22 protein-coding genes are annotated in these 24,487 nt (G+C 42.6%); 13 read left to right on the forward strand and 9 right to left on the reverse strand.

The window, feature by feature from the left end; genetic code table 11:
- Window positions 1-44: 44 nt before the first annotated feature.
- Together atpG and LPB86_RS01125 are read left to right on the forward strand one after the other, a co-directional pair.
- Window positions 45-929 (forward strand): ATP synthase F1 subunit gamma, encoded by an 885-nt coding sequence (gene atpG, locus LPB86_RS01120; RefSeq protein WP_230640622.1) that lies wholly within the window; start codon window positions 45-47, stop codon window positions 927-929.
- A 222-nt stretch (window positions 930-1,151) separates the two neighbouring features.
- Window positions 1,152-1,334 (forward strand): hypothetical protein, encoded by a 183-nt coding sequence (locus LPB86_RS01125; RefSeq protein ID WP_230640623.1) that lies wholly within the window; start codon window positions 1,152-1,154, stop codon window positions 1,332-1,334.
- A 45-nt stretch (window positions 1,335-1,379) separates the two neighbouring features.
- On the opposite strand, the gene ruvC is transcribed toward LPB86_RS01125, so the two are convergent.
- Window positions 1,380-1,943 carry a crossover junction endodeoxyribonuclease RuvC gene (gene ruvC, locus LPB86_RS01130; protein ID WP_230640624.1) on the reverse strand — a complete coding sequence of 188 codons (564 nt, stop codon included), beginning with the start codon at window positions 1,941-1,943 and terminating at the stop codon, window positions 1,380-1,382.
- Window positions 1,944-1,986: 43 nt separating this feature from the next.
- Between ruvC and LPB86_RS01135 the strand changes: the two genes are divergently transcribed.
- The 7 genes from LPB86_RS01135 (at window position 1,987) to LPB86_RS01165 (ending at window position 8,953) form a co-directional block, all read left to right on the forward strand.
- On the forward strand, window positions 1,987-2,964 hold the full coding sequence (locus LPB86_RS01135) for a lysylphosphatidylglycerol synthase domain-containing protein (protein ID WP_230640625.1): 978 nt from the start codon (window positions 1,987-1,989) through the stop codon (window positions 2,962-2,964).
- Window positions 2,942-4,078 (forward strand): glycosyltransferase, encoded by a 1,137-nt coding sequence (locus LPB86_RS01140; protein WP_230640626.1) that lies wholly within the window; start codon window positions 2,942-2,944, stop codon window positions 4,076-4,078. The genes LPB86_RS01135 and LPB86_RS01140 overlap by 23 nt, the downstream gene beginning before the upstream one ends.
- On the forward strand, window positions 4,075-5,169 hold the full coding sequence (locus LPB86_RS01145; RefSeq protein WP_230640627.1) for an ABC transporter permease: 1,095 nt from the start codon (window positions 4,075-4,077) through the stop codon (window positions 5,167-5,169). Before LPB86_RS01140 ends, LPB86_RS01145 begins: the two co-directional genes overlap by 4 nt.
- 52 nt (window positions 5,170-5,221) lie before the next feature.
- Window positions 5,222-5,845 carry a ribonuclease HII gene (locus LPB86_RS01150; RefSeq protein ID WP_230640628.1) on the forward strand — a complete coding sequence of 208 codons (624 nt, stop codon included), beginning with the start codon at window positions 5,222-5,224 and terminating at the stop codon, window positions 5,843-5,845.
- A gap of 14 nt (window positions 5,846-5,859) precedes the next feature.
- Window positions 5,860-7,068 carry a glycosyltransferase family 4 protein gene (locus LPB86_RS01155; protein ID WP_230640629.1) on the forward strand — a complete coding sequence of 403 codons (1,209 nt, stop codon included), beginning with the start codon at window positions 5,860-5,862 and terminating at the stop codon, window positions 7,066-7,068.
- Between the two features lie 65 nt (window positions 7,069-7,133).
- A complete protein-coding gene (gcvT, locus tag LPB86_RS01160) occupies window positions 7,134-8,213 on the forward strand; it encodes a glycine cleavage system aminomethyltransferase GcvT (protein WP_230640630.1) in 1,080 nt (359 codons plus the stop codon).
- Window positions 8,214-8,230: 17 nt separating this feature from the next.
- Window positions 8,231-8,953 carry a 2-phosphosulfolactate phosphatase gene (locus LPB86_RS01165; protein WP_230640631.1) on the forward strand — a complete coding sequence of 241 codons (723 nt, stop codon included), beginning with the start codon at window positions 8,231-8,233 and terminating at the stop codon, window positions 8,951-8,953.
- On the opposite strand, the gene LPB86_RS01170 is transcribed toward LPB86_RS01165, so the two are convergent.
- On the reverse strand, window positions 8,933-9,739 hold the full coding sequence (locus tag LPB86_RS01170; RefSeq protein ID WP_230640633.1) for a patatin-like phospholipase family protein: 807 nt from the start codon (window positions 9,737-9,739) through the stop codon (window positions 8,933-8,935). The two genes, LPB86_RS01165 and LPB86_RS01170, sit on opposite strands and share 21 nt — an antisense overlap.
- A complete protein-coding gene (gldB, locus tag LPB86_RS01175) occupies window positions 9,736-10,773 on the reverse strand; it encodes a gliding motility lipoprotein GldB (RefSeq protein ID WP_230640634.1) in 1,038 nt (345 codons plus the stop codon). The genes LPB86_RS01170 and gldB overlap by 4 nt, the downstream gene beginning before the upstream one ends.
- A gap of 25 nt (window positions 10,774-10,798) precedes the next feature.
- Between gldB and LPB86_RS01180 the strand changes: the two genes are divergently transcribed.
- Together LPB86_RS01180 and LPB86_RS01185 are read left to right on the forward strand one after the other, a co-directional pair.
- A complete protein-coding gene (locus LPB86_RS01180) occupies window positions 10,799-11,497 on the forward strand; it encodes a porin family protein (protein WP_230640635.1) in 699 nt (232 codons plus the stop codon).
- 25 nt (window positions 11,498-11,522) lie between these two features.
- On the forward strand, window positions 11,523-13,163 hold the full coding sequence (locus LPB86_RS01185; protein ID WP_230640636.1) for an NAD+ synthase: 1,641 nt from the start codon (window positions 11,523-11,525) through the stop codon (window positions 13,161-13,163).
- On the opposite strand, the gene LPB86_RS01190 is transcribed toward LPB86_RS01185, so the two are convergent.
- Genes LPB86_RS01190 through rfbD form a run of 3 tightly spaced genes read right to left on the reverse strand, consistent with a single transcriptional unit; the run spans window position 13,160 to window position 16,040 of the window.
- On the reverse strand, window positions 13,160-13,933 hold the full coding sequence (locus LPB86_RS01190) for an SGNH/GDSL hydrolase family protein (RefSeq protein ID WP_230640637.1): 774 nt from the start codon (window positions 13,931-13,933) through the stop codon (window positions 13,160-13,162). The genes LPB86_RS01185 and LPB86_RS01190 overlap by 4 nt on opposite strands.
- A 46-nt stretch (window positions 13,934-13,979) precedes the next feature.
- Window positions 13,980-15,161, reverse strand: a complete 1,182-nt coding sequence (locus LPB86_RS01195) for an aldose epimerase family protein (RefSeq protein WP_230640638.1) — start codon at window positions 15,159-15,161, stop codon at window positions 13,980-13,982.
- 21 nt (window positions 15,162-15,182) lie between these two features.
- On the reverse strand, window positions 15,183-16,040 hold the full coding sequence (rfbD, locus tag LPB86_RS01200; protein ID WP_230640639.1) for a dTDP-4-dehydrorhamnose reductase: 858 nt from the start codon (window positions 16,038-16,040) through the stop codon (window positions 15,183-15,185).
- 106 nt (window positions 16,041-16,146) lie between these two features.
- On the opposite strand from rfbD, the gene LPB86_RS01205 reads away from it, so the two are divergent.
- Both LPB86_RS01205 and LPB86_RS01210 read left to right on the forward strand, forming a co-directional pair.
- The gene (locus tag LPB86_RS01205; protein ID WP_230640640.1) at window positions 16,147-16,878 is read left to right on the forward strand and encodes a head GIN domain-containing protein; all 732 of its coding nucleotides are present in this window, start codon (window positions 16,147-16,149) and stop codon (window positions 16,876-16,878) included.
- 315 nt (window positions 16,879-17,193) lie between these two features.
- On the forward strand, window positions 17,194-18,219 hold the full coding sequence (locus LPB86_RS01210; protein ID WP_230640642.1) for an ice-binding family protein: 1,026 nt from the start codon (window positions 17,194-17,196) through the stop codon (window positions 18,217-18,219).
- An 83-nt stretch (window positions 18,220-18,302) separates the two neighbouring features.
- Here LPB86_RS01210 and LPB86_RS01215 read toward each other — a convergent pair whose 3' ends face one another.
- From LPB86_RS01215 to LPB86_RS01225, 3 genes are all read right to left on the reverse strand, one after another.
- The gene (locus LPB86_RS01215) at window positions 18,303-21,116 is read right to left on the reverse strand and encodes a hypothetical protein (RefSeq protein ID WP_230640644.1); all 2,814 of its coding nucleotides are present in this window, start codon (window positions 21,114-21,116) and stop codon (window positions 18,303-18,305) included.
- A 3-nt stretch (window positions 21,117-21,119) separates the two neighbouring features.
- On the reverse strand, window positions 21,120-23,438 hold the full coding sequence (locus LPB86_RS01220; protein ID WP_230640645.1) for a Gldg family protein: 2,319 nt from the start codon (window positions 23,436-23,438) through the stop codon (window positions 21,120-21,122).
- Between the two features lie 94 nt (window positions 23,439-23,532).
- Window positions 23,533-24,459, reverse strand: coding sequence for an ABC transporter ATP-binding protein (locus tag LPB86_RS01225; RefSeq protein ID WP_230640646.1), 927 nt, complete (start codon window positions 24,457-24,459; stop codon window positions 23,533-23,535).
- Between the last annotated feature and the right edge of the window lie 28 nt (window positions 24,460-24,487).

A 24,487-nucleotide genomic window follows, 5' to 3' on the forward strand; every position in this document is an offset into this window, starting at 1 on the left:
AAAACAGATGCGGGCATCAAACCCGCATCTTATATCTAAAATAAATGGCTAATTTAAAAGAAGTAAGAATTCGTATATCATCGGTACAGTCTACACAGCAAATCACAAAAGCTATGAAGATGGTTTCGGCTGCAAAGCTTAAACGTGCAACCAATGCAATCGTACAATTGCGTCCCTATGCAACCAAACTGAAAGAGATTTTAGGTAATCTGTCTGCAAGTTTGGAAGGATCTTCCTCTCCTTATATACAGGAACGTGAACCCAACAAAGTATTGATTGTTGCCGTATCTTCTAACCGTGGTTTGGCTGGTGCATTTAACATGAATGTAATCAAGGCCACCAACAATATGATTTCCGGAAAATACAGCGAGCAGTATAAAAATGGAAATGTTAGTGTTGTAGCTATTGGTAAAAAGACTCAGGATTTTTACGAGAAACGTGGATATAACGTAATTGGCAACAACAACGAAGTATTTTCTGCTCTTACTTTTGAAAATGTAACAAAAATTACAGACGCTATTATGTCTGGATTTGCTAAAGGTGAGTTTGACCGTGTAGAGCTGGTATACAACCGTTTCAAAAACGCTGCCGTACAAATTGTAACTACAGAACAATTGTTGCCATTGCCTAAGCAGGAAGAAGTAACAGAGGTTAAAAACGCGCATAAAGTAGACTATATCCTTGAGCCATCACAGTCAGAAATTGTAGAGCAATTGATTCCTAAATCTATCAAGGTTCAATTGTATAAAGCAGTTTTAGATTCACATGCTTCAGAGCATGGTGCAAGGATGACTTCAATGGATAAAGCAACTGAAAATGCGGGAGAATTGTTGAAAGCCTTAAAACTTTCTTATAACCAGGCGCGTCAGGCTGCAATTACTACAGAGTTAACAGAGATTGTAAGTGGTGCCGCGGCACTAAACGGATAACGTTTAACAAATACCCTCATGCAGGTATTGCATGGAAGATACAAAAAGGCTTGATCACAGATCAGGCCTTTTTTGTTTAAACTATACGCGGTAAATCCATTAAATGGAGAATGAGCGAAAAAGATCTGCTAATTGTACTTTAATTAAGCTAATTAATATTATTTTTGTCCAAAATTATTGAGAACAATCATGGAGCAGACCCCAAAACATAATACTAAAAGCATGCAAACTGCTAACCAAACAAGTATCTATACCTTAATTGCAATCGGTGTAGTTGTTAGTGTAATTGGTGTTTTTTTAAGATTCGCAGGCGATAACACCACCCTATCTATCATTTCCTGGGCCATTCTATTTGTAGGTGCTTTCATCTGCTGCAAAGCGGTATTCAAAATCCTGGAAGCCTAATTCCATTAAAGATATTGTAGTTGGTAACCATGCCAACTACAAAAATTACTTCAGCCTTTTTGTATTGTCTTTCGCAAAGGCTTCCCATCCGGAGTACACCTTACTTTTACCACTCGTACTAATTCTTTGAAAGGAATGGCAAACCGCAATCGCCAGTCCGTCTGTGGCATCTAAAAATTCCGGCTGTTCTTTAAAGTTCAGCAAGCGCTGCAGCATTGCCGCCACCTGCTCTTTTCCCGCACTTCCATTACCCGTAATAGATTGTTTAATTTTTCGGGGCGCATATTCCGTTATCGGTATGTTTCTGGACAGTCCGGCAGCCATTGCAATGCCTTGCGCACGCCCCAGCTTAAGCATAACCTGGATATTTTTACCGTAAAAAGGCGCTTCAATGGCCAGGGCGTCCGGTTTATATTCGTCAATAAGGGCTACTGTTTTCTCAAAAATGCGTTGTAGTTTCAGAAAGTGATCGTCCAGGTGCCCCATTTTTACCACGCCCATGCTAATCAGTTCCAACTTATTACCCCGCTCCAATATCACCCCGTAACCCATTATCGCCGTTCCGGGATCTATCCCCATAATCACCCGTTCCTTTTTTTCCACCAACATTAACACAATATTAAGCATATTTGCAGACAGTAAAAGTAAAAAGTTGACATCGGCCTATAAAAAGATCTTCTCTTATTTCACCAAAACAGCCATTGTTACGCTGGCCTTCTGGTTCATCTTTCATAAGCTCAACAGCAATAATGACCTCAAGGGCTTTGTACAGTTGTTAAAAACTATTCCCAATACACAAATTACCCTGGTCCTATTGCTGGTTAGCTTGCTCATGTTGGTCAATTGGGGTATAGAGGCCATAAAGTGGAAACGACTGTTAAAAAGCATTGAAAAGATCAGCCTCTGGAAAGCCATAGAATCCGTGTTCTGCGGATTAACCTGGGCAGTCTTTACACCAAACAGGTTGGGAGAATATGGGGGGCGTGTGTTTTTTCTATCACCCAAGCGCAGAATTATTGGCGTAGTAGCCATGGCAGTTGGCAATATCGGTCAAATGGTACTCACCAATGTATTTGGCAGCATAGCGCTCTGCATCTTTTTGTATAAGTATAGTCCCTTAGAAAAAGGCTTGTTGCTGGCCATCTGCGCACTCTCTTTAATATTTTGCCTGTTTTTCATCATCTTCTACTTCAACATCAGATGGCTAAACGGTATCCTGCTTTCCATGCGTTTTACCCGCAAGTACAAAAAATTCTACCAGGTATTGGCTCGCTATAAAAAGGCCGAGCTGCTGCATATCCTTTCTTACTGCGCTGCGCGATACCTTGTTTTTTCCACTCAATACTTTGTCATGTTCTACTGGCTCATTCCAGGATTACACTATGCAGATATCATCATGACCGTATGCATCCTGTTTTTTATACAATCTGCTTTACCCTCGCTAGATTTATTTGACATTGGCATCAGGAGTGTAACCGCGCTTTACTTCTTTAAATATTTAACCAGTCACAATACCGCAGTCGTAGCCTGCATAGCCAGCATATGGCTCATAAATATTATTATTCCTGCTATCTTAGGATCTTATTTCGTTTTTAAACTCAACTTTTTTGGAAATACTAACCGCAGCTAATTTTACTACATTAGCCTTAACCTTATTATACATTACTGTAGTCATTACCTTTATCAGGGGCTGGAGAAAACTCATCAACTATACCCCAATGGCCAGCAACAATACCACCATGGTATCCATCATCATCGCCGCAAGAAATGAAGAGGCCAACATCAGCAAAACCATACAAGATCTGCTGGCGCAAGATTACGATCCTGCGCTTACCGAAATCATTTTCATAGATGACCATTCCAGCGATGCCACCGGCAGTATTGTACGCTCCTTTTCCACAGCAGGCGTTAAACTCATCACCTTAAATGAAACCCAGGCTTTAAACTCTTATAAGAAGAAGGCCATCCAAACCGCCATAGGCACGGCCAAAGGCAGCCTTATCATTACCACAGATGCCGACTGCAGAATGGGACCACATTGGTTAAAAACCATCGTAAGCTATTACGAAGAGCATAGGTACAAAATGATCTCCTCTCCCGTTGCTTATTTTGAAGAGCAAAGTTTTTTTGAAAGGGCACAATCCCTGGAGTTTTTATACCTCATTGGCCTGGGTGCTTCTACCATAGGCAATCAAAAACCCTCTACCTGCAATGGTGCCAACCTGGCTTATGAAAAAGCAGCCTTTTACGAAGTGGGTGGATTTACCGGGATTGACGACCTGGCCTCCGGCGACGACGAGTTGCTGCTGCACAAAATGGCGGCACGTTACAACGGAAACATCGGCTTTTTAAAAAATGAAGAAGCCATTGTATATACGCATGCCAAACCAACCCTGGCCGAATTTATTCAGCAGCGCAAACGCTGGGCTTCAAAAAGTACACGTTACAAAAACAAATCTATTATTGTACTTGGCGTGTTCATCTGGTTGTTTAACCTCAGCATTGTAGTCAACTTTTTCGCCGGCTTTTTTAACCCTCATTTTTTTATCCTGGCGCTGCTACAGCTCACTGCAAAAATAGCCATAGAGTTTTTGTTCCTCTCGGCCGTCACTAAATTTGCCAAAAGAACCTCCCTGCTGGTCCTTTTACCGGTGCTAAATGTGCTACATATCATTTATATCCTTTATATTGGCATTGCCGGAAACTCAGGTAAATACACCTGGAAAGGCAGATCAGTAAGATGACAGCACAAAGCCACAGCCCTGCAAGAAAAATATGGTTTAAATTTAAGCGGAATAAACCCGCCTTTGCCGGACTAATTTTTATCGTGCTCATGATGCTTGCCGGAATATTCGCCTACCTCATTATTCCAGATCAAACACCAATGGCCAATACCATGCATGTGCAACTGAGCAACAAAAAACCCGGCCGTACTTTCAAATTCCTTTCCATCCGCAAAAGCGATTCTGTAGCCAGGGTAAATATCTTCCAAAAAATAATGTACGGACAAGAGGCTGATGCCAAAAGCTTCCCCATTACTTCTTACAGGGAAGCCAATGGTAAAATCTATGTAAGGGAATACATTGGTGATGATGAACAGGCAGAAGAAACCACTTACCCCTTAAAACCAGCATACAGTACCTATACCCAAACCTATGTATTAGGTACTGATATTTATGGCAGAGATCTGTTGAGCCGCTTGGTGCTGGGCATTCGCGTCTCGCTCTCTGTTGGGCTTATGGCTGTACTCATTTCCCTTTCTATTGGCCTTAGCCTGGGTGCTATAGCCGGCTATTACGGAGGCAAAACAGATACGCTCATCAGTTGGTTTATGAATGTCATCTGGTCACTCCCCTCCTTGCTACTCGTTATTGCCATCTCTTTTGCCCTGGGAAAAGGTTTCTGGCAAATATTTATTGCCGTAGGCCTCTCTACCTGGGTAGATGTAGCCAGGCTGGTCCGCGGACAGGTCATGGCTTTAAAGCAGGTAGAATATATAGAAGCGGCAAGGGCATTGGGTTTTTCCAACGCCAGGATCATCATCAAACACATTCTTCCTAACATCTCCGGACCAATTTTGGTAGTTGCTTCAGCAAATTTTGCATCGGCCATCGTATTAGAAACCGGCTTAAGTTTTCTTGGTTTCGGTGCACAGCCGCCCATGCCCGGATGGGGCAGCATGATCAAAGAACATTACGGTTATATTGTTATGGATGCAGCTTACCTTGCCGTATTGCCCGGCCTGGCCATTATGTTAACGGTTTATGCCTTTAATCTGCTGGCTATTGGCCTTAGGGATGCTTTCGATGTAAAATCCCAAAATATAAGCCTTTAATCACAAAGGGAATTTACTTTAAATCCCTGTCCAGATTAATTAACTTTGCAACATGTTACTAAATTGTTATCAGCAAGAACTATTAGAGGCAGGTTGTGATGAAGCAGGCAGAGGTTGTTTGGCCGGCCCCGTATTCGCAGCCGCAGTAATTTTGCCAAAAGATTTTGTAGCCGGAGAACTTAACGATTCTAAAAAGCTAAGCCATAACCAACGCAAGGCCTTACGCAGCATTATTGAAAAAGAAGCCATTGCCTGGGCAGTTGCCGCGGTAGATAATGTAGAAATCGATAAGATCAATATCCTGAACGCCTCTTTTCTGGCGATGCACCTTGCTGTAGAACAACTCAGTATCCAACCCCAATACCTCAGCATAGATGGCAACCGCTTCAAAGCGCATCCACACATTCCACATGTATGCGTTATTAAAGGTGATGGCAAATACCTTAACATTGCAGCTGCTTCCATCCTGGCAAAAACCCACCGCGACGAATACATGTGCACCATAGGCCAAGAATTCCCGATGTACGACTGGCAACAAAACAAAGGCTATCCAACCATCATGCATCGTACAGCCACCTTAACACATGGCTTTACCCCCTACCACCGTAAAACCTTTTCGGTCAGCAATCCCCAGCTCGACTTATTTCTTAAAATTGACGGATTAGCAGAAATTTAGTATTTTCACCTGTCGTGAAAGTACTGTTTCTAACAAATAAAGTCCCCTTTCCGCCAAATAGCGGCTACCCCATAGTGGTTTATAACACCATTAAAGGGCTGCTTAAGCTTGGAGTAGAGATTACCCTGTTCAGCATTAACCCCAATAAAGACCATATAGATCCTGAAGATATTTACGATCCGGTTTTCGAAAGCATACAATTTCACCATTACAATCTGGATACGGAAGTAAACGTGATGGGCGCTTTGTTCAATATTTTTTCCAACGAGTCTTACAACGTTTCCCGCTTTTATGCTGACGATGCCGCCCGGCTCCTGGAGAACATCCTGAGGGAAAATAACTTTGACATCATCCAGTTTGAGGGGCTTTTTGTAGTTCCTTACCTTGATGTGGTTAAAGTAAACAGCAGGGCCAAACTGATTTACCGTGCCCATAATATTGTATTCGATATTTGGGAACGGATGGCCAGTACAGAAAGGTTCACACCAACCCGTTATTACCTTCAATTTCTTGCACGCAGGTTAAAGGATTACGAAACGGAACAAATTAACCGCTTTGACCAGATTTTTGCCATCAGCGAGCCCGACCGCCAAAGTATTGTGCGCTTTGGCTGCGAAACCAACCTGGAAGTATTTCCCGTAGCGCTTGACTTTGACAAATACACAACTGATGCTTCAAAAACCAGCTTCCCTACTTTATTTCACCTGGGTGCTATGGATTGGCGGCCCAATAAAGAAGGGCTGGAATGGTTTCTGGATGAAATATGGCCCGATATTGAAAAGCTAAGTGGCGAACTTCGCTTTTACATTGCCGGTAAAAACATGCAGCAGCAGTTTTTTGATTACGATTCTGATAATGTAGTGGTAGAAGGAGAGGTTTTGGATGCTATGGAATTTATAAATTCTAAAGCCATCATGATTGTACCACTGCTTTCGGGGAGTGGCATGAGGGTCAAAATTATTGAAGGTATGGCCATGCGCAAATGTGTTATTGCCACTTCCACTGCTGCCGAAGGTATTGCCTGCCAGCATGGCCGCGATATTCTCATTGCCGATACCCCAGATGAATTTTACCGTTCTATCCTTCAATGCATCACTAATCCCAACCGCTGGCGCGAAATTGGTGAACAGGCGCGCAAGACAGCAGAGCAACATTACAATATAGATACCATTACGCAAAAAATGCTCAATATTTACCAAGCTCTGGGCAAAGTACAGTCCTAATCTACTACCGCTGCTTGTATTTTTTATGTACTTTTGCGCAGTTTAGAGCAAAATACAGCATAATAATGAAAAATACCGCGTTAACAGACAAACACATTTCACTGGGTGCCAAAATGGTTCCCTTTGCAGGATACAATATGCCCGTACAATATGAAGGCATCAACATAGAACACGCAACTGTAAGAAACGGTGTTGGGGTATTTGACGTAAGCCACATGGGTGAATTTATCCTGAAAGGTGAAAAAGCTTTGGACCTGATTCAACGGGTAACCAGCAATGATGCCTCAAAACTATACGATGGTAAAGTTCAGTATTCTTGTTTGCCGAATGAAGATGGTGGCATTGTAGATGATTTACTGGTTTATAAAATCAACGACCTCACTTATATGCTGGTGGTTAATGCCTCGAACATTGACAAAGACTGGAACTGGATTCAGAAATACAATACTGAAGATGTAGAAATGCACAACATTTCTGATAAAACTTCATTGCTGGCCATTCAGGGCCCTAAAGCTGCTGATGCTTTACAAAGCTTAACCGAGATTGACCTGGCGGGTATGGAGTACTATACTTTCGTAAAAGGCCGCTTTGCCGGATTTGACAATGTTGTCGTTTCCGCAACAGGATACACCGGTGCAGGAGGTTTCGAAATTTACTGCGAAAATGAGCAGGTAGATGCCATCTGGAACGCCATATTCGAGGCAGGAAAAGCATACAACATTAAACCTATCGGACTGGCTGCGCGTGACACCCTACGTCTGGAAATGGGTTTCTGCCTTTATGGAAACGACATCGACGATACCACTTCTCCTATTGAAGCCGGTTTAGGCTGGGTAACTAAATTCAGTAAAAAATTCACCAATTCAGAAGCCTTACTCGCTCAAAAAGAAGCTGGTGTAACCAAAAAACTGATCGGTTTCGAAATGATAGACCGTGGTATTCCCCGTCATGATTACCAGATTGTCACTGAAACAGGTGCGGTAATCGGAAAAGTAACTTCCGGAACACAATCGCCATCTTTGCAAAAAGCAATAGGCATGGGTTATGTAGAAAAGGCATATGCCAAAGAAGGTAACGAAATTTTCATCAGCATCCGCAATCAGCAAATCAAAGCTAAAGTAGTTAAGTTTCCCTTTTACAAATAAATAAAGCCCTGTATACCATGTCTGCAAAAAGAACCATAGAAGTTTGTTTAACCCCTGCATTGATAGACCTTTATGCTATAGAAAATAGCATTGTGGTGGTTATAGATGTCCTCAGGGCCACTTCTTCTATAGTTTATGGCATAGACAATGGCGCAAAGGCCATCATTCCTGTAGCCCAGGTAGAGGAATGTTTAAATTATAGCGACAAAGGTTATTTACTTGCCGCAGAGCGAAATGGGGAAGTTGTTAAAGGATATGACTTTGGCAACTCCCCCTTTTCTTATACTAAAGAAAAAGTAGCCGAAAAAACCATTGTGTTAACCACCACCAATGGTACTAAAGCCTTACACCTGGCACAACGCAGGGCCAGCCAGGTAGTCATCGGCTCCTTTTTAAATTTACAGGCACTCTGCAACTGGCTTAAAACCCAGGATCAGGATGTTTTGTTACTTTGCGCAGGCTGGAAAGATCAGTTTAACCTGGAAGACACCTTATTCGCAGGTGCAGTAGTACGTGAATTACGTAAAGATTTCAGCCATTTTGATGATTCAAGCGTAGCCGCAGAAGACTTGTACAACCTTGCTAAAGATGATTTAAGGGCTTACCTGCACAAATCATCACACAGTCAGCGCCTGGCCGACCTGAACATTGAAGAGGATGTAAAATTCTGCCTGCAGCTCAACATCTGCCAGGCCATTCCCGTATTAAAAGGCGCAGCGTTAGTTGCCCTGACTGATTAAAGCCGCCATCACCGGGTTATTTTTAAGCGATTTCAAGGTTTCTTCATAGGCCAGCCAGTAAATGGTTTCTGCCTTTTTCATATCAAAAGTACTAATCTCGCCCAGTCCCTTTGGTTCAATCAACACATTGCAAAGCGATGCCTTTTGCTCCATATCTTTGTTGATAGACATTACCCCAGCCCGGGTAATCAAGGCACTAAAACCACTAATTTTCTCCACTGGTTTCAAGTGGTTACAAGAAGAGCCGATGATAAAATCACATTTCCCAATTAAAGGTTCAACCGGGAAATTATTTAAAATACCACCATCCACATACATTTTATTGTTGATCATAATGGGCTTAAAAATGCCGGGAATACAACTCGAAGCCTGTATAGCGCGTATCAGCGGGCCTTTGGTTAAATATACCAGTTTACCTTCACTAAAATCTGTAGCCGCAATGGTAAGGGGGATTTTTAGTTTTTCAATATCATCCTCCGGGAAATATTCTTTCAGCAATTCAGAAGTATGCTCAATATTAATCAATCCCAAAGAACCTACCGCCGGACGGATAAAACGAAGCAGCCTCGTTTTCATAAATATATTTAAACCTTCTTCAGGGTCTATGCCCGCAGCATAAAAAGCACCCGCAATGGAGCCCGCACTGGTTCCGCTAATATGGCTAAACCTAATCCCCGCATTAATCAAAGCTTTTAACACCCCTAAATGCGCAATCCCTCTTATTCCGCCTCCAGATAGTACCAACCCAATCTTCATCTTTTTGTTTTCTGCTAAAGCTTCCATCATTTACCCGATTTCGGTTTGTATTTAGATCCCTGTAAAATGGCCTGTGCATCCTTCTCTGCCATTAGTTGCTGCAAACTCACATCAGGATGTGCATCCATGTATTTTCTAACAATCTGCCAGCCTATCCAGCTGCCCAGTTTAGGTGCAGATTCATTTTTCTCGCCCAATCCTGGTGTAAAAGGCCCTTCACTTACATATACCTGTATTTTCTGGTCATCTGTTTCGTAAAGCAAATTATTGGAGATTAGATAGGCCCAAATGTCGCCCTCATAGGTTGCACACCAACTCAGTTGTTTGGCGGTATAGCCAATTTTAACCGTATCCGCCAAATCTTCCGGCAACACCTGGTCCATAAAATAAAGGATTTTACCATTGTGTACCATTTTAGAGAGCAAAGTCCTGTCTTCGTCGGCCTCCGGAAAAAGCTCTTCCCTTACATACGTTTCCGTAATTCGGGGCACTATGTATTCAGGGGCAAATCTTTTAGATAAATACCTGGGCACACTTTGCACAATAGCACCATAAAATTGGCTGTCTTTGCCTAAAAACATATCCAAACCTATCCCCATATATTGGTCGCCAATGGGCGCCTGCACGGCAAATCCAGAAATGAAAGCAATAAAACGAGGTACCTTTATCTTAGGAAAGTAATATTTAATGTACCTGAAACTCTCCGTAAGCCCCTGTTCCTGCAATTGTAAATCTTTAAAAACGCTATCTTTCTCCCTGTTCAAATCCGCATAAGCTTTGTCTTTATAAAGCGTGCTCAAAATTTGTTCCCCTGTATATTCCGGCGTACCCACCATCCTATGGATGTAATCCTCATAAAAATTGCCGTATTTGCGGCTGAATAATTGATCCTGCGCGGCTACCGCTTTCCCCCGGCCCGCATAAAGGTCCAGATCAAACCTTTCTATCTTAACATCCAGCTTTATACCGCTTACATCCGGTCTGCTGCTATCCTTACAGGAAATTAATGCCGCTGTAAAAAGAAAAAATAGATAAATTTGGGGGTATTTAAGATTAAAGCTCATGAACAGCAAATATAATCAGATCAACATGAAACAAACATTCCGGTACATAGTATTTTCATTTTTCATCCTCATCAGCGCTTCCATATTTAATGCTGCACAAGCGCAGGACTATGCTGGTACAGGATATGGCTTCAGGTTAGGTTTAACTGCTCATCCAACCATTGGCTGGATAAAACCAGATGGAGGTAAAGGCGATGGCATCAGTTTTGGCTTTAGCTACGGTTTGCTGGCCGACCTTAACTTTGCAGAGAACTATAGTTTTGGCACAGGCTTAACGGTAACCACCATCAACGGTAAAAGCACAGAAACCTTTAACAACACCTATGCCAGCGGTTCTCCCTTAATTACCGGCAATTTAAAGTATAAGTTGCAATACCTCGAAGTACCTTTAACGGTAAAGTTAAAAACAGAGAAAAATAACGGTACACGCTGGTACGGCCAGTTTGGGCTCTCCAATGATTTTAACATCAGTGCCAAACAAGACATTCTACAAATTGGATCAGGTTCAAGCAATACCTCCGCAAATGACCTGGACATCAAAGACGACATTAATTTTTACCGCGCCGGACTTGTTATTGGCGCAGGATTGGAATATGACATCGCCAAAAGCACCAGCATCACTACTGGCTTAACCTTTAACAACGGCCTTACCGACATCTCTGATGATAAAAGCCGAAAAGTTAAAAACCATTATGTAAGCATCAATTTCGGCATCTTATTCTAACCCTACCTTTAAATCCCCAATCATCATGAACATTACCCTGGCCCAACTCAATTACCATATCGGAAATTTTGAAAGCAATACCAAAAAGATCATAGAAAACATTGCCCTTGCAAAAGCAGCTGGATCTGACCTGGTGGTTTTTGCCGAGTTGGCCATTTGCGGGTATCCACCACGTGATTTTCTGGAGTTTGAAGAATTTGTTGACCTCTGCGAGGCAGCCGCACAGGAAATTGCTACACATTGTTATGGCATTGCCTGCATTGTAGGCCTGCCGGTTAAGAACACACAGGTGGCAGGAAAAGATTTGTACAACGCAGCCTATTTTATAGAAGAAGGTAAAGTAAAAGCGATTGTAAAAAAGGCCCTGCTGCCCAACTACGATGTGTTTGATGAATACCGCTATTTTGAACCTGCTACCGCTTTTGGCTGTATAGATTTTAAAGGGGTTAAAATAGCCCTAACCATTTGCGAAGACCTTTGGAACATCAACAACAACCCTTTATACATTTCCAATCCAATGGATGTGCTCATCCTTGAAAAACCAGATGTCATGATCAACATTGCGGCATCACCTTTCTCTTATCAGCATGATGATGAACGCAGGGTGGTCTTAACAGATAACGCAAAAAAATACCAGCTGCCCCTGCTGTACGTAAACCAGGTTGGCGCACAAACAGAGATCATTTTTGATGGCGGATCCATGGTGGTAGACCGCGAAGGCAGCCTGCTGGATGAAATGGCGTACTTTAAAGAAGAATTAAAAACATATCAGCTGCTCAACGGCCACATATCAGGATACAGCGCCCTTAACCATCAGCCACAATCAGACATTGCTCAAATTCATGATGCCCTTATTTTGGGCATTAAAGATTACTTTGGCAAATCCGGCTTTTCAAAAGCAGTATTGGGTTTATCAGGAGGTATAGATTCTGCCATCGTATGTGCACTTGCTTGTCGCGCTTTAGGCCCAGAAAATGTAATGGCGGTACTCATGCCTTCTCAATATTCATCAGACCATTCCATTAAGGATGCCTTAGACCTGGTAGAAAATTTTGGCTGCAAACACGAAATCATTGCCATCGCACCAGCTGCCGATGCATTTGATGCCATGCTGGCCAATGCTTTTAATGGCCTGCCTTTTGGCCTGGCCGAAGAGAATATTCAGGCAAGAACAAGGGGAATTGTGGTGATGGCCATGTCTAACAAATTTGGGTACATCTTGCTCAATACCTCCAACAAAAGCGAATGCGCAGTAGGTTATGGCACCTTATATGGCGATATGTGTGGTGCCATTGGTGTTATTGGCGACGTATACAAAACTCAAATCTATGAGCTGGCGCATTACATCAATAAGGATGGCGAACTCATTCCCGAAAACACCATTGTAAAACCACCATCGGCAGAATTGAGACCTGGCCAGAAAGATTCAGATTCTCTTCCAGATTACGATACCCTTGATGCCATTTTGTACCAGTTTATAGAGCTTAAAAAGAGTTCTTCGGCCATCATTGCCCAGGGTTATGAAGAAAGTCTGGTGCGCAGAATATTAAAGATGGTCAATACAGCGGAGTTCAAAAGATATCAAACTCCGCCAATCTTAAGGGTGTCGCCCAAAGCCTTTGGCATGGGCAGACGGATGCCTATTGTAGGCAAGTACTTGTCTTAACCTTTAATGGTTTCCAGCCAGGCTTTGGCCATTAATTTTGCACCAGCAACACTAGGGTGTACGCCATCACCAGTCCAGTAAACGCCTGGCGCTGTTTTTTGGGCATCATCAAAAACCTTCTGGTAAGGGATCCAGGCCGCGTTAAATGATTCAGCAATTTCCTTTGCCGCAGTACGGTACTCGTTAAATTCAGGGTACCAGGTATCGTCTACTGCTTTAATGCCTTTAACCGCAAAAGGCTCGGCAAGGATCAGCTTCAACTCCGGAAACTTTTGCTTAGTCCTGTCCAGCAGTTTCGTCAAATCATCCCTGTACACCTTAACTGTACCATCGTATTTGCCATTGTGCTTGTGCCAGTAATCGTTAACCCCAATTAAAATACTCAGTACATTGGGTTTTAAATTCAAACAATCCGCATCCCAGCGTTCAGCAAGCTGGTAAACTTTATTTCCGCTAATGCCTTTGTTGTAAATTTTAAGGTTTTTATCAGGAAACCTGTTCAGCAGTTCTGCTGCGGCCATCAATGCATAACCATTACCCAATGCACCTGCATTGTTAAAATCAGCAGACTCCCTTTTCCTGCCAGAATCTGTAATAGAATCTCCCTGAAATACAATGACATCATCTTTGGCAAGGGTAATTTTACCCACCTTTTCTACCTCAGCAGCCAGCATTAACTGCGGACTTACCAAAGTAAGCAAACCGCCGGCTGCAGCCGTTTTTAAAAACCCTCTTCTTGCAGAAAGTCCTTTATTTTCTTTTAGTTCCATATATTTATAGTTGGTCTTGGCCAGCAAGTTAAGAATTATTTAGCAGCTACTTAACGGAGAAACGATACACAGAACTTGTTTTATATTTTGCACCCGGCAGCAATAAAGTACTGGCAAAAGCAGGCTGGTTAGGCGCATCCGGAAAATGTTGGGTCTCCATGCAAAAGGCCGTTCTAAAATCATCTTTAGCCCCACCTTTAAAAGTACAAACGCCTTTCATGAAATTGCCACTGTAAAACTGCAAACCTGGTTCTTCAGTAAACACTTCCATAATAATCCCTGTTTTATCTCCCCAAACTTTGGCTGCAGGCTTTAATTTAATGCTTTTATCTGTCGGTTCGTTCAGCACAAAATTATGATCGTAGCCCTTGCCATTTTTCAGCTGTACGTCGTTTTCACCAATTCTTTCCGCAATAGTTTTTGCAGTGGTAAAATCAAAAGGCGTTCCCTTAACCGGTGCCAGTACACCTGTAGGAATCAGTGTGGTATCCACTGGTGTATACCGGTCTGCGTTAATTTGAACCAGGTGGTTCAATATTGTACCGCTACCCTCACCATTTAAATTAAAAAAGGCATGATTGGTTAAATTAACTACCGTCTTTTTATCCGTTACGGCCTCATAATCTATTTTTAGCTCGTTCTGGTCTGTAAGGCTGTACGTTACCGTTGCCGTTAAATTACCTGGATAACCTTCTTCCATATCTTTAGAAACGTAAGTAAATACTACGGTATGTGCATCAGTTTGTTTAGCATCCCATACCACATCATGGAAGCCTCTTTTACCACCGTGCAAAGCATTTGGCCCATCGTTTTTTAACAAAGAATATTCTTTACCGTCAATTGTAAATTTGCCTTTGGCAATACGGTTGCCATAACGGCCAATAATAGCGCCATAATAAGGCTCGGTAGATTTTTTATAGGTTTCTACACCAGAAAAACCGGTCACCACGTCCACCATTTTTCCGGCACTGTCCGGAACTACCATGCTTACCAAACGTGCACCGTAATTGGTAAGAACAGCGCTTACGTTTTTACTGTTTTTTAAGGTAAATAAGCCTGTTTGCTTACCGTCAATTGTTTTTTTAAAGGCAGTATCCTGTAAAGTTACCACCTTCAGTGTACCATCTGCCGCCCCTGTTTCTTGTTTAGAAGTTGGGTTGTTACAAGCGGCGGTCATCATCAAGCCCGCAATAAAAAGGGGCAGGGCATTATTAAATAAAGCTTTCATATTTGGGTTTAAAAATTAAATTTATATCGATTGTAATCTGGAAATACATACGGCCAGGCTATCCCTCCAATAAGGGACTTCAATGTTAAAGGTAGTTTTGATTTTCGCTTTATCCATTACAGAAAACTTTGGCCGCACTGCGCGTGTAGGATACTTAGAAGTTGGAATAGGAAATACCTTTACCTCCGTTGCGCTCAGGTCAAAAATACCCTTTGCAAAATCGTACCATGAAGTTACGCCCTCATTGCTGTAGTGGTAAATGCCATAAGCCCTAGAGCCAGAATAGATGATATCAAGAATGGCACCTGCCAAATCAATGGCATAAGTAGGTGTGCCAATCTGATCCGCAATAATGTTCAGTTCATCCCGTTCCGCTCCCAGTTTCAACATCGTCTTTACAAAGTTATTGCCATATTCAGAATATAACCAGCTGGTACGTAAAGTAAAATACTCCGCTAAAGCAGCGGTCACAGCCTGCTCACCTTCCAGTTTAGTCAGCCCATACATGTTTATAGGATTTGCAACATCGTCTTCCTGTAATAAGCCTACGCTATTGCCTTCAAATACAAAATCTGTACTTACATGCACCAGTACCGCAGCATATTTTTTGCACAGTACCGCTACATTTTCAGCACCATCACGGTTTACCTTCCGGCAAAGTTCCACATCATCTTCCGCTTTATCTACCGCAGTATAAGCGGCACAATTGATGACATAGGCAGGTTTTTCCTCCTCAAAAAGTGCGTCAAGGGCATCTGGATCCAAAATATTGCCTTTACCCTCTTCAGGAAAAGAAAGATCAGTTAAGCCTCTTTCATCGGCTACTTTTTTCAAACAACTTCCCAGCTGACCGGAAGCACCCAATACTAAAATCTTCATAACGCTAAGCTATAAATTTAGGTTCACAAACCTGCACAGGCTGCAACTTTTTATACGTTACTGCGTCTTATGATAACAAAAACTATTAAATAATCGTTTAAAGAGCATGAAAGCAATATATACACTTTTGTTAGCCAGCACCCTATGCGGTGCTAGTTTTAAAGCATCCGCAAATGCGGCAGCAGGATTTCAATCCTATACCAATCCTACAGATGAAAGAAAGGTTAAAGATTTTCATGGCATTGGTTCCGGCGGACCAATTGAAGTGATTGTACACATGGGGAGTACAGAAAGTTTAAAATTTGAAGGTGATGCCGAAGCCATTGCTACCCTTGTTGCCGAGGTGAGGAACGGCATATTGGTGATCCGTCCAAAAAACAGCTGGAAAAGCTGGGCAAAAACCTACGAAAATAAAAAAATCACCGCCCATGTTAACGCCAAAAGCCTTAGCAGCATCACCATCAGTGGAGATGGCAGTATTGTAGTCATTGGTACCGTTACTGCCGAAGCCTTAACCACTACTTTAAGTGGCTCTGGCAGCATCAAAGCCAATATAGACGCAGACAAATTAACAACCGTAATCAGTGGATCAGGACAACTGAACCTTCAGGGCAAAACAAGCCAGATCAGCGCAAACCTCAGTGGCTCCTGCAATTTCGAGGGCAGCGCACTGGCTACAGAAAACCTAACCGCAAGAATAAGCGGCTCAGGAAAAATAACCATTAAAGCCAGCAACCGCATCAAGGCCACCATTCTCGGATCAGGACAAATCCGTTACAGCGGCAATCCCGAAATTGAAAAAACTGTTGTGGGTTCAGGAGAAGTTGTAGAACTATAATTCATCCAACCTAGTAAATCAAAAGTTGAACTTTTGATTTACTAGGTTGACAGGCCTTTAAATGGCTTTAAAGGCTATTTGCATAAATAATCCATTTTTCAATTACATGATAAATTCTCAACAACCATTATGTACCAATTTGGCGAATAATACCAAACTAGTCCTTTAAACTAATCATAAAAATATTTAAATAATTTTTAATTATTATTAATCAAAAAATAATTAAACCTTACAAAGAACTGGAATACACCCCGTTACTAATGTAAACTGCCAGCCATATCACAATGAGGGCACTGCATTTGCAAATGCCTTACCATGAACAGAAAATTTACATTTAAAGGCCTGGGGCTTTTAGCATTACTTTTTACCTTATTTACGCTGAGCTGTACCAAGAGAGGTGATACAGAAGCCCTCACTGAAAACCAGACGCGACTTACGTTAGCATCTGCTTCGGCAGGCGGTAGCGTATCCGGAGCAGGTACATTTACTATAGGCAGTACAGTAACCGCAACCGCTACACCTGCAGCTGGCTATAACTTTTTCAACTGGACCGAAAACGGGACTGCCGTTGCCAACACGGCAATTTACATCTACACCGCGGCGGCAAACCGCAGCTTAGTGGCCAATTTTGTAGCAACTGGTACAGTTACTGCGCCACCAACGCCAATTGGCCCAACCGCTATTAACCTTGGTACCGCAGGCACATTTGGCATCCTGGCCAAAACCGCAATTTCTACTACAGGCGTAACACTAATCACAGCAGACATTGGTGTTAGCCCTGCAGCAGCCACAGCCATCACTGGTTTCGGACTAGTGATGAATGCAAACTTACAATACGCTGGATCTTCATTGGTAGTAGGAAATATTTATGCGGCAGACTATTCAGCTTCAGCTGCAAAAATGACTACAGCCATAAGCAATATGGAGACTGCATTTAACGCAGGGAATACCATCGTTTCTCCTGCTCCAGTGGTAGAGCTGCATACTGGGAACCTAAGTGGTAAAACGATCGCTCCCGGTTTATACAAATGGAGTACAGGAGTATCCGTTAGCAGCGCAGGCTTAGTGCTCAACGGCGGAGCCAATGATACCTGGGTATTTCAAATTGCACAAGACATGGTAATTGGCGATGGCGCCATCATCACACTTACAGGTGGTGCACAAGCTAAAAATGTATTTTGGGTAGTATCTGGTAAAGCCACATTGGGCACAACCAGTAACGTTAAAGGGATTATTTTAAGCAAAACGCTGATCTCCTTAAATACAGGTGCCAAAGTTACCGGCCGTTTATTGGCCCAAACCGCTGTAACGCTAGATGCAAACACAATTGTGTTACCCTAACAATTAGATAAGGCTGTATCAAAATTCGTCATCCCAACATGCAGAGCAACCGGGAGATCTGTTACGATACAGCCTTAATTCATTTAAACCTGTATGTTATCTTTTAAAATATCCAGGATCCCTTCATTTTCAATGATCATCATACCCTGCCTGTCGGAGGTAATACCTTGTTTGAGCTGATAAGTATATCTTGGCGTATTGCCTTCCATTACCGTTGGCAGGTACGCATACTGCAGGTTTTCGGCCTTGCTTTGCAAAGCCTCTCCAACTTCAATAATATGGGTAGAAACAATATAAAAACAAGTGGTGTATTTAGCAAAGGCCGCAGTTACAGATAGCGTTCCATCATATGCATCTTTCACGTTGGTTCCTTTAAACAACTCATCAAACAATACCACCAGGTTTTTGCCACTGGCCACTTCTTCTGCAACATTTTTTACCCGCAGCACCTCGGCATAAAAATGGCTATGGCCCATATTTAAATCATCGGCAACGTTAATAGAAGAATAAATGCCATCCAGCACAGAAAAATCCATCTCCTTAGCGGCAACAGGAAAGCCCATGTGCGCCAGGTAAACTGCAATGCCAAATGCCTTCATAAAGGTAGATTTACCCGCCATGTTGGCACCTGTTAAAAACATCAGGTTTTGATCCCGGTTAAAGGAAACTGGATTGGCAACCCCTTTGGCAAGCCCCGGATGCCTAAGCGCAGTGCTTCGCATCACGTTCCCGCCCTGGGGATGAGCTTTTGCGTAACTAAAACCATTCGCCCTGGCCACTTTACTTACAGAAAGATAAACATCTGCGCGGTGCATCCCTTTTAACAAACTTTCCATTTCTTTCTGCAAAGTCTGCTTCAGCAGGTAATCGTATTTTGCAAAGGCCAGCAGCGGAAAAACCGTTGTGTTCCGTTCAGTAGAGAGCCATTGCAATCGTCCGTCCGAAAAAACCGCTCTCATCGCCTTTTTTTCCCGGGCATAAGGATTCTCGTCCCCATCCTCCATACTTACAAAATCACGAAAAGCATTCAGCACGGCTACCGTTGCCAGCAGCCCGGTATGAGCGCTCTCGTATTGCTCATCACGTAAAAAAGAAGCAGAAAATTTTTGGTAGGCTGTGTTAGCTAATGCCGCAACAAAATTGCTATTGGTGCCCATGCCCAGATAAGACTCCATCTGCTCAAAAGTTTGCCTTTTAAAAGCAAAGTGGTGCTCATTTTCATGAAAGTACCTGAACAGCGCACTGCGTTCATTAATCTGCACAGGCTCGGTTAATGGCGCGTTAAACATTTCCTGCAACAGTCGCTCGCCTCCGGCCGTCTGTACCTGGTTAAAAAGACTGTAGATAGAATTGGGTTTGTATTTCCCCAGTAAATTCAAATCGTTCAGTGTTTGTTTATCTGCAATAAAGCCTCCTTCATCCTTGCTCCTTAATCCTTCATCTTTATTCCTTACTCCTTCATCCTTGTTCCCTAATCCTTCATCTTTACTCCTTAATCCTTCATCCTTGCTCCCTAATCCTTCATCTTTACTCCTTATTCCTTCATCCTTGTTCCTTACTCCTTCATCCTTACTCCGTGCTCCTTCATCCAGAACATTCAAAATTCCCTCATTGTTAATGATCACCATGCCATGTCGGTCTTCCGTAATGCCCTGCTCCAGTTTGTATGTATACACTGGCTTTGTTCCTTCCATAAGCGTAGGCAGGTAAATAAAATTAATGTTTTTACACCGCTCTTTAAGTACCGCACCAGCTTCAATGATATGCGTAGAGATTACAAAAATGCTCCCCTTTTTTGCGGCAAATGCCCCTGTAAAGGCAATGGTCGCTTCGCCTGCATCTTTCACATTCGTCCCGCGAAACAACTCATCAAACAGCACAAAAAGCCGCTTGTTCTTTAGTTCCATAGCCATCTTTTTTGCCCGCAATACTTCCGCATAAAAATGACTGGCCCCCATGCCCAGGTTATCTGGCAGGTTAATGGTGGTATAAACACCATCCAGCACAGAAAACTCCATTTTAGCCGCAGCCACAGGAAAACCCATATGGGCCAGGTACATGGCTATACTCAAGGATTTCATGAAAGTAGATTTACCCGCCATGTTAGCACCCGTCAAAAAAATCACATTGCTTTCCGCGGTAATATCAATAGAATTGGGCACCGCATTTTTAACCTGCGGATGGTATACATCAATTAAATGAAGCTCGTGGGTATGTCCCGGAAGGGCCTTTGGAAATACAAATCCTCGTGATCCGGCAACTTTTGCCACCGCACAATAAACATCCAAAAAATAAACATGGCGCAGCAGCTTCAGGATGTCTTCCCGCTGCCTGAAACGGAAAAGCACATCATATTCAGCCAGCTCTGCATGAGATAATTTGCCAGCCCCCCCTTGCAAAATTGCGCTAAAAGATGGCGCAGCAAGAATTCCGGCCATAATAGTGCTGTCGGCATGCCAGGGATTCCCCTTTTCTACCTGCAATGAAAGCAGAAAAGTATGCAGGCTTTTCAACAAATCTACTAACGTTGTTACCCCTTTATGTATCGCCGAAGTATCAGCGTCTACAGCAATCAGGTTGGTTAACCTCCTTGTTACAGATTGATCTCCTGCCTCAAGCTTGGTTCGCTCATCGGTATTTTCCAGATAAGGTTCAATTGCATCAAAATGACTGCTTTGTAAGGGAAAATCCAGGCCTATGCCCGCAAAGTACTGGATAATACCACTTCGCCGGTTAATGGCGCTTTCATCCGACAAAGGATACCTGAACATTTCTTCCAAAAGCGCAGCCCCGCCACGGGTACTGCTGCGGTTATAGATGGCATAAATGGATTCACTTCCATGCTTACCAAAAATATTCAAATCTTCCAGCGTCTGCTGGTCGGTGGTAAATAACATATATTATTTTCTTTTACGTCTCACTAATAAAACCGCAGCAAAGGCAAGGATTAGTGCAGGCAGCACCCAGATAAAGATAATCTTTTGGAACTTCAGCTGCTCAGTAGACACTTTCATACGTTTATCTTTTGAGTCGGGCCTGGAAGTATCAATAGGAAACTCGCCATTACTTAACCAGCTAAACAAAGCTGTATTATAAATAAAATTACAATTTTTAACTCCATATCGTTTTAATTCTGCCGTGCTCATAAAATCTGCATCACCAGATACTACTATTCTTTGTTCTTTCCCATTTATCGTCCTTGTTAAGGCTACCGCCGTAGCAAAAGATTTCCTGATGTCTCCTTCAGCAGCAGAAAATTCTACTGTGGCAGAGTCCAGCACATATTTGTTCTTTTTAAGCCAGCTTTTCTTTTCGTTAGTTTGCAGCAATGGGGTTACTTTAAAGGGGCCGGTAGTGCTGTAGTTAATCCCTGTGGCACCCGGCATCGTTACCACCGTACTGTCAGTCCTGCTTTTAGCCAGGTTTTTGGTAAATCCACCAGCAAAAGCCGTTATTTCATTCTGTGCTAAATGCTGTGGCAGCTCTTTCTCAGGCTGTACAATAGCACCTGGCATCAATTGAACACCCAGTTTCGCCAGCAATGGATTTAAGATGTCCTGCTTACCCGGTTCGCCATTAATCAGCAAATTGCCTCCCTGCGCTATAAAAGCTTCAATCTTTGCCAAGGTAATTCCACTCAGCGCAGTTTTTGGATCGGCAATTACAATTGCAGAGATATCAGCCGGGATATTTTGAGTTTCGAGCGACAGTGTATCTGTGTCAAATCCCTGGTTAATTAATGAATTACGAAAGGTACTCATGTTGGCCAGCACCAAATAGTCACGCTCACTGTTTTTTGTAATGTCACGCTCAAGGTTTCCTTTTAAGAATGCAATTTTAGGCAGCTTTGCAGACATTAACCTTTTAAATGCCGCTGAAACCTCCGCTTCGCCCGGAAACATTTCCATGTCGTCAAAAACACGAAGGAAGGTCGTTTTGCCTTTATATTTCAACTGCATTACAAAACGGTTACGCTCTGGTGTAAGGTTAATGATTTTATGGATTTCGGCAGGAGATTTAAACATGCCCAGGTCTACCCTATAGTTCTTGGCTTGGATCTCTGCCTTTTGTTTCATCGTTTTGCCTTCAGGAAAACCCATTTGCACACCCATCCCACCAGTATTGTATACCGTATCGTAGTAGCTTACATATTTAAAACTAATCCCTGGTTTAAACCTGGTATAGGGTTCCCATACGCTCAGGTAGTTGTTACGTTGCGCCGGAAAACCAAGCCAGTTAAAATTATCCAGTAAGTTGTTGTATTGCGTAATCTCCAGTTCGTCATCACCCAGCTGTTTAATAATTTTCTGCGCATTCACTGTCAGTGTCATTTTTTGGTTCCTGGTGGTATCTACATAACCTGTCATGGCAGGTCTGGAGCTAATGTACCCAATAGCCAGGGCAGAGATTACTATAAAGGCATATCTCCCTGCCTTCACCGCAAAAGGTTTAGACTCCCGGCCGGCAGTAAGTTTAAAAATGGTAAGACCTAAAAAGATGTATACAATAACAATAAAATAAATGATGTCTTTGGTGGTCAGCAGCCCGTTGAGCATATGCCCTGTACGGCCAGACAAAGAAAGAAAATAGGCAAGATCACGTACAAAATCTATTTCCTGCCACATTTCACCAATATAACTTAATACACCAATCATCATAAACGTACTAATGGCAGCCACAACCTGGTAGGTAGTTAAGCTAGACATAAACATGCCTATGGCAGCATAGGCGCACAACAATAAATACAAGCCAAGGGCACTGGACCACAACATTCCCGAATCCAGTTCAACAATATGAAAATAACCCGCTACCATAAAAATGCTGACTATAGCCACAAGAATCAAACTGTAAACCATCATGGCCAGGTATTTTCCGAATACAATGTCGCGGATTTTCACTGGCGAAGAATACAGTAGTTTAATGGTGCCTGCATTTATTTCCCGGCTAATCAGCCCCATGGTGAGTAAGGGCATAAAAAGATACAAATTTTGCATCACCTTGTTAAAAAGGCCACCTCTTCCAGTAAAAACTCTGCTGGTTAGGTCTCTCATATATTCCAGTCCCGGTCCGCCTATTTCCTGGCTCTGGGCCGTACTGTCTACCATATCCATGTATACAATTGCACAGGTAACCATAAAAGCGATCATCAGAAACCAGGGGATTGGCGAGTAAAAAAGGTTTTTTAACTCTGTTTTTGCTATTTTAAATATGATTTTCATCAGTTTATAATTTATTTTTATTGGTGATGAAGCGATCATGATCTTAATCATTCCACTGTGAGATTTTGAAAGATCATGATGGTTTCATTACGCTTTATGAGGATTTGGTTGACAATTGTTTAAATACTTCATCTAATGCGGTTTTATCCAGGTTAATTTCTTTCAAGCGCCATCCATTGTGTACACTAGTTGAAATGAGCCGCTCAGAAATTTCCTGGCTGCCATTAAAATATACCCGCACCTGTCTTTCTGTTAAAAAATCTACGCGATCCACGCCTTCAATCTTTAAAAACTCAGCTTCCACAGGAGGATTTTCCATCAACATTAGAGCACTATGCGGCTCAACATAATTGTTAAAAGCATCCATCGTATCCTCAAATACAATTCGCCCACCCTCAATCATTTTGATGTCTTTACAAAGCACCTGCACTTCTGATAAAATATGCGAAGAAAAAATCACCAGCCTATCCGTGGCAATTTCTTTAATTAATGCCCTTACTTCCGTAATCTGGTTAGGATCCAACCCATTAGTAGGCTCATCCAGCACCACCACTTTTGGATGGTGAATAATGGCCTGGGCTATGCCCACACGCTGTCTGTAACCGCCAGAAAGGTTACCAATTAACCTGCTGCTAAAATGGCTAATCCCGCAACGTTCTTTAGCTTCCTCCAAGGCGGCTTTGATCTGGTCATCCGGCATTCGCCTAAGTTCCGCACAGTAAATCAGGTACTCGTCTACAGTAAGGTCAGTATACAAGGGTGCATTTTGCGGCAAAAAACCGATTTGCTGTTTAGCCAGTTCAGGCTGCTCCCTTACATTAATCCCGTTAATGTATACTTCGCCTTCGGTTTGGCTCAGCACACCGCAAAGAATGTTCATGGTGGTGGATTTTCCAGCCCCGTTAGAGCCCAGTAAACCCACAATACCACTGTGGTTAATTTCCATATTTATATCACGTATGGCCCAGGAGGCACTGTACTTATGAGATAAATGTTCGATTTTAATGATGCTTTTTTCCAATGTTTTATTTTTTAAGGTTGTAATATTC

This window comes from Pedobacter sp. MC2016-14 (assembly GCF_020991475.1).
Lineage (GTDB): Bacteria > Bacteroidota > Bacteroidia > Sphingobacteriales > Sphingobacteriaceae > Pedobacter.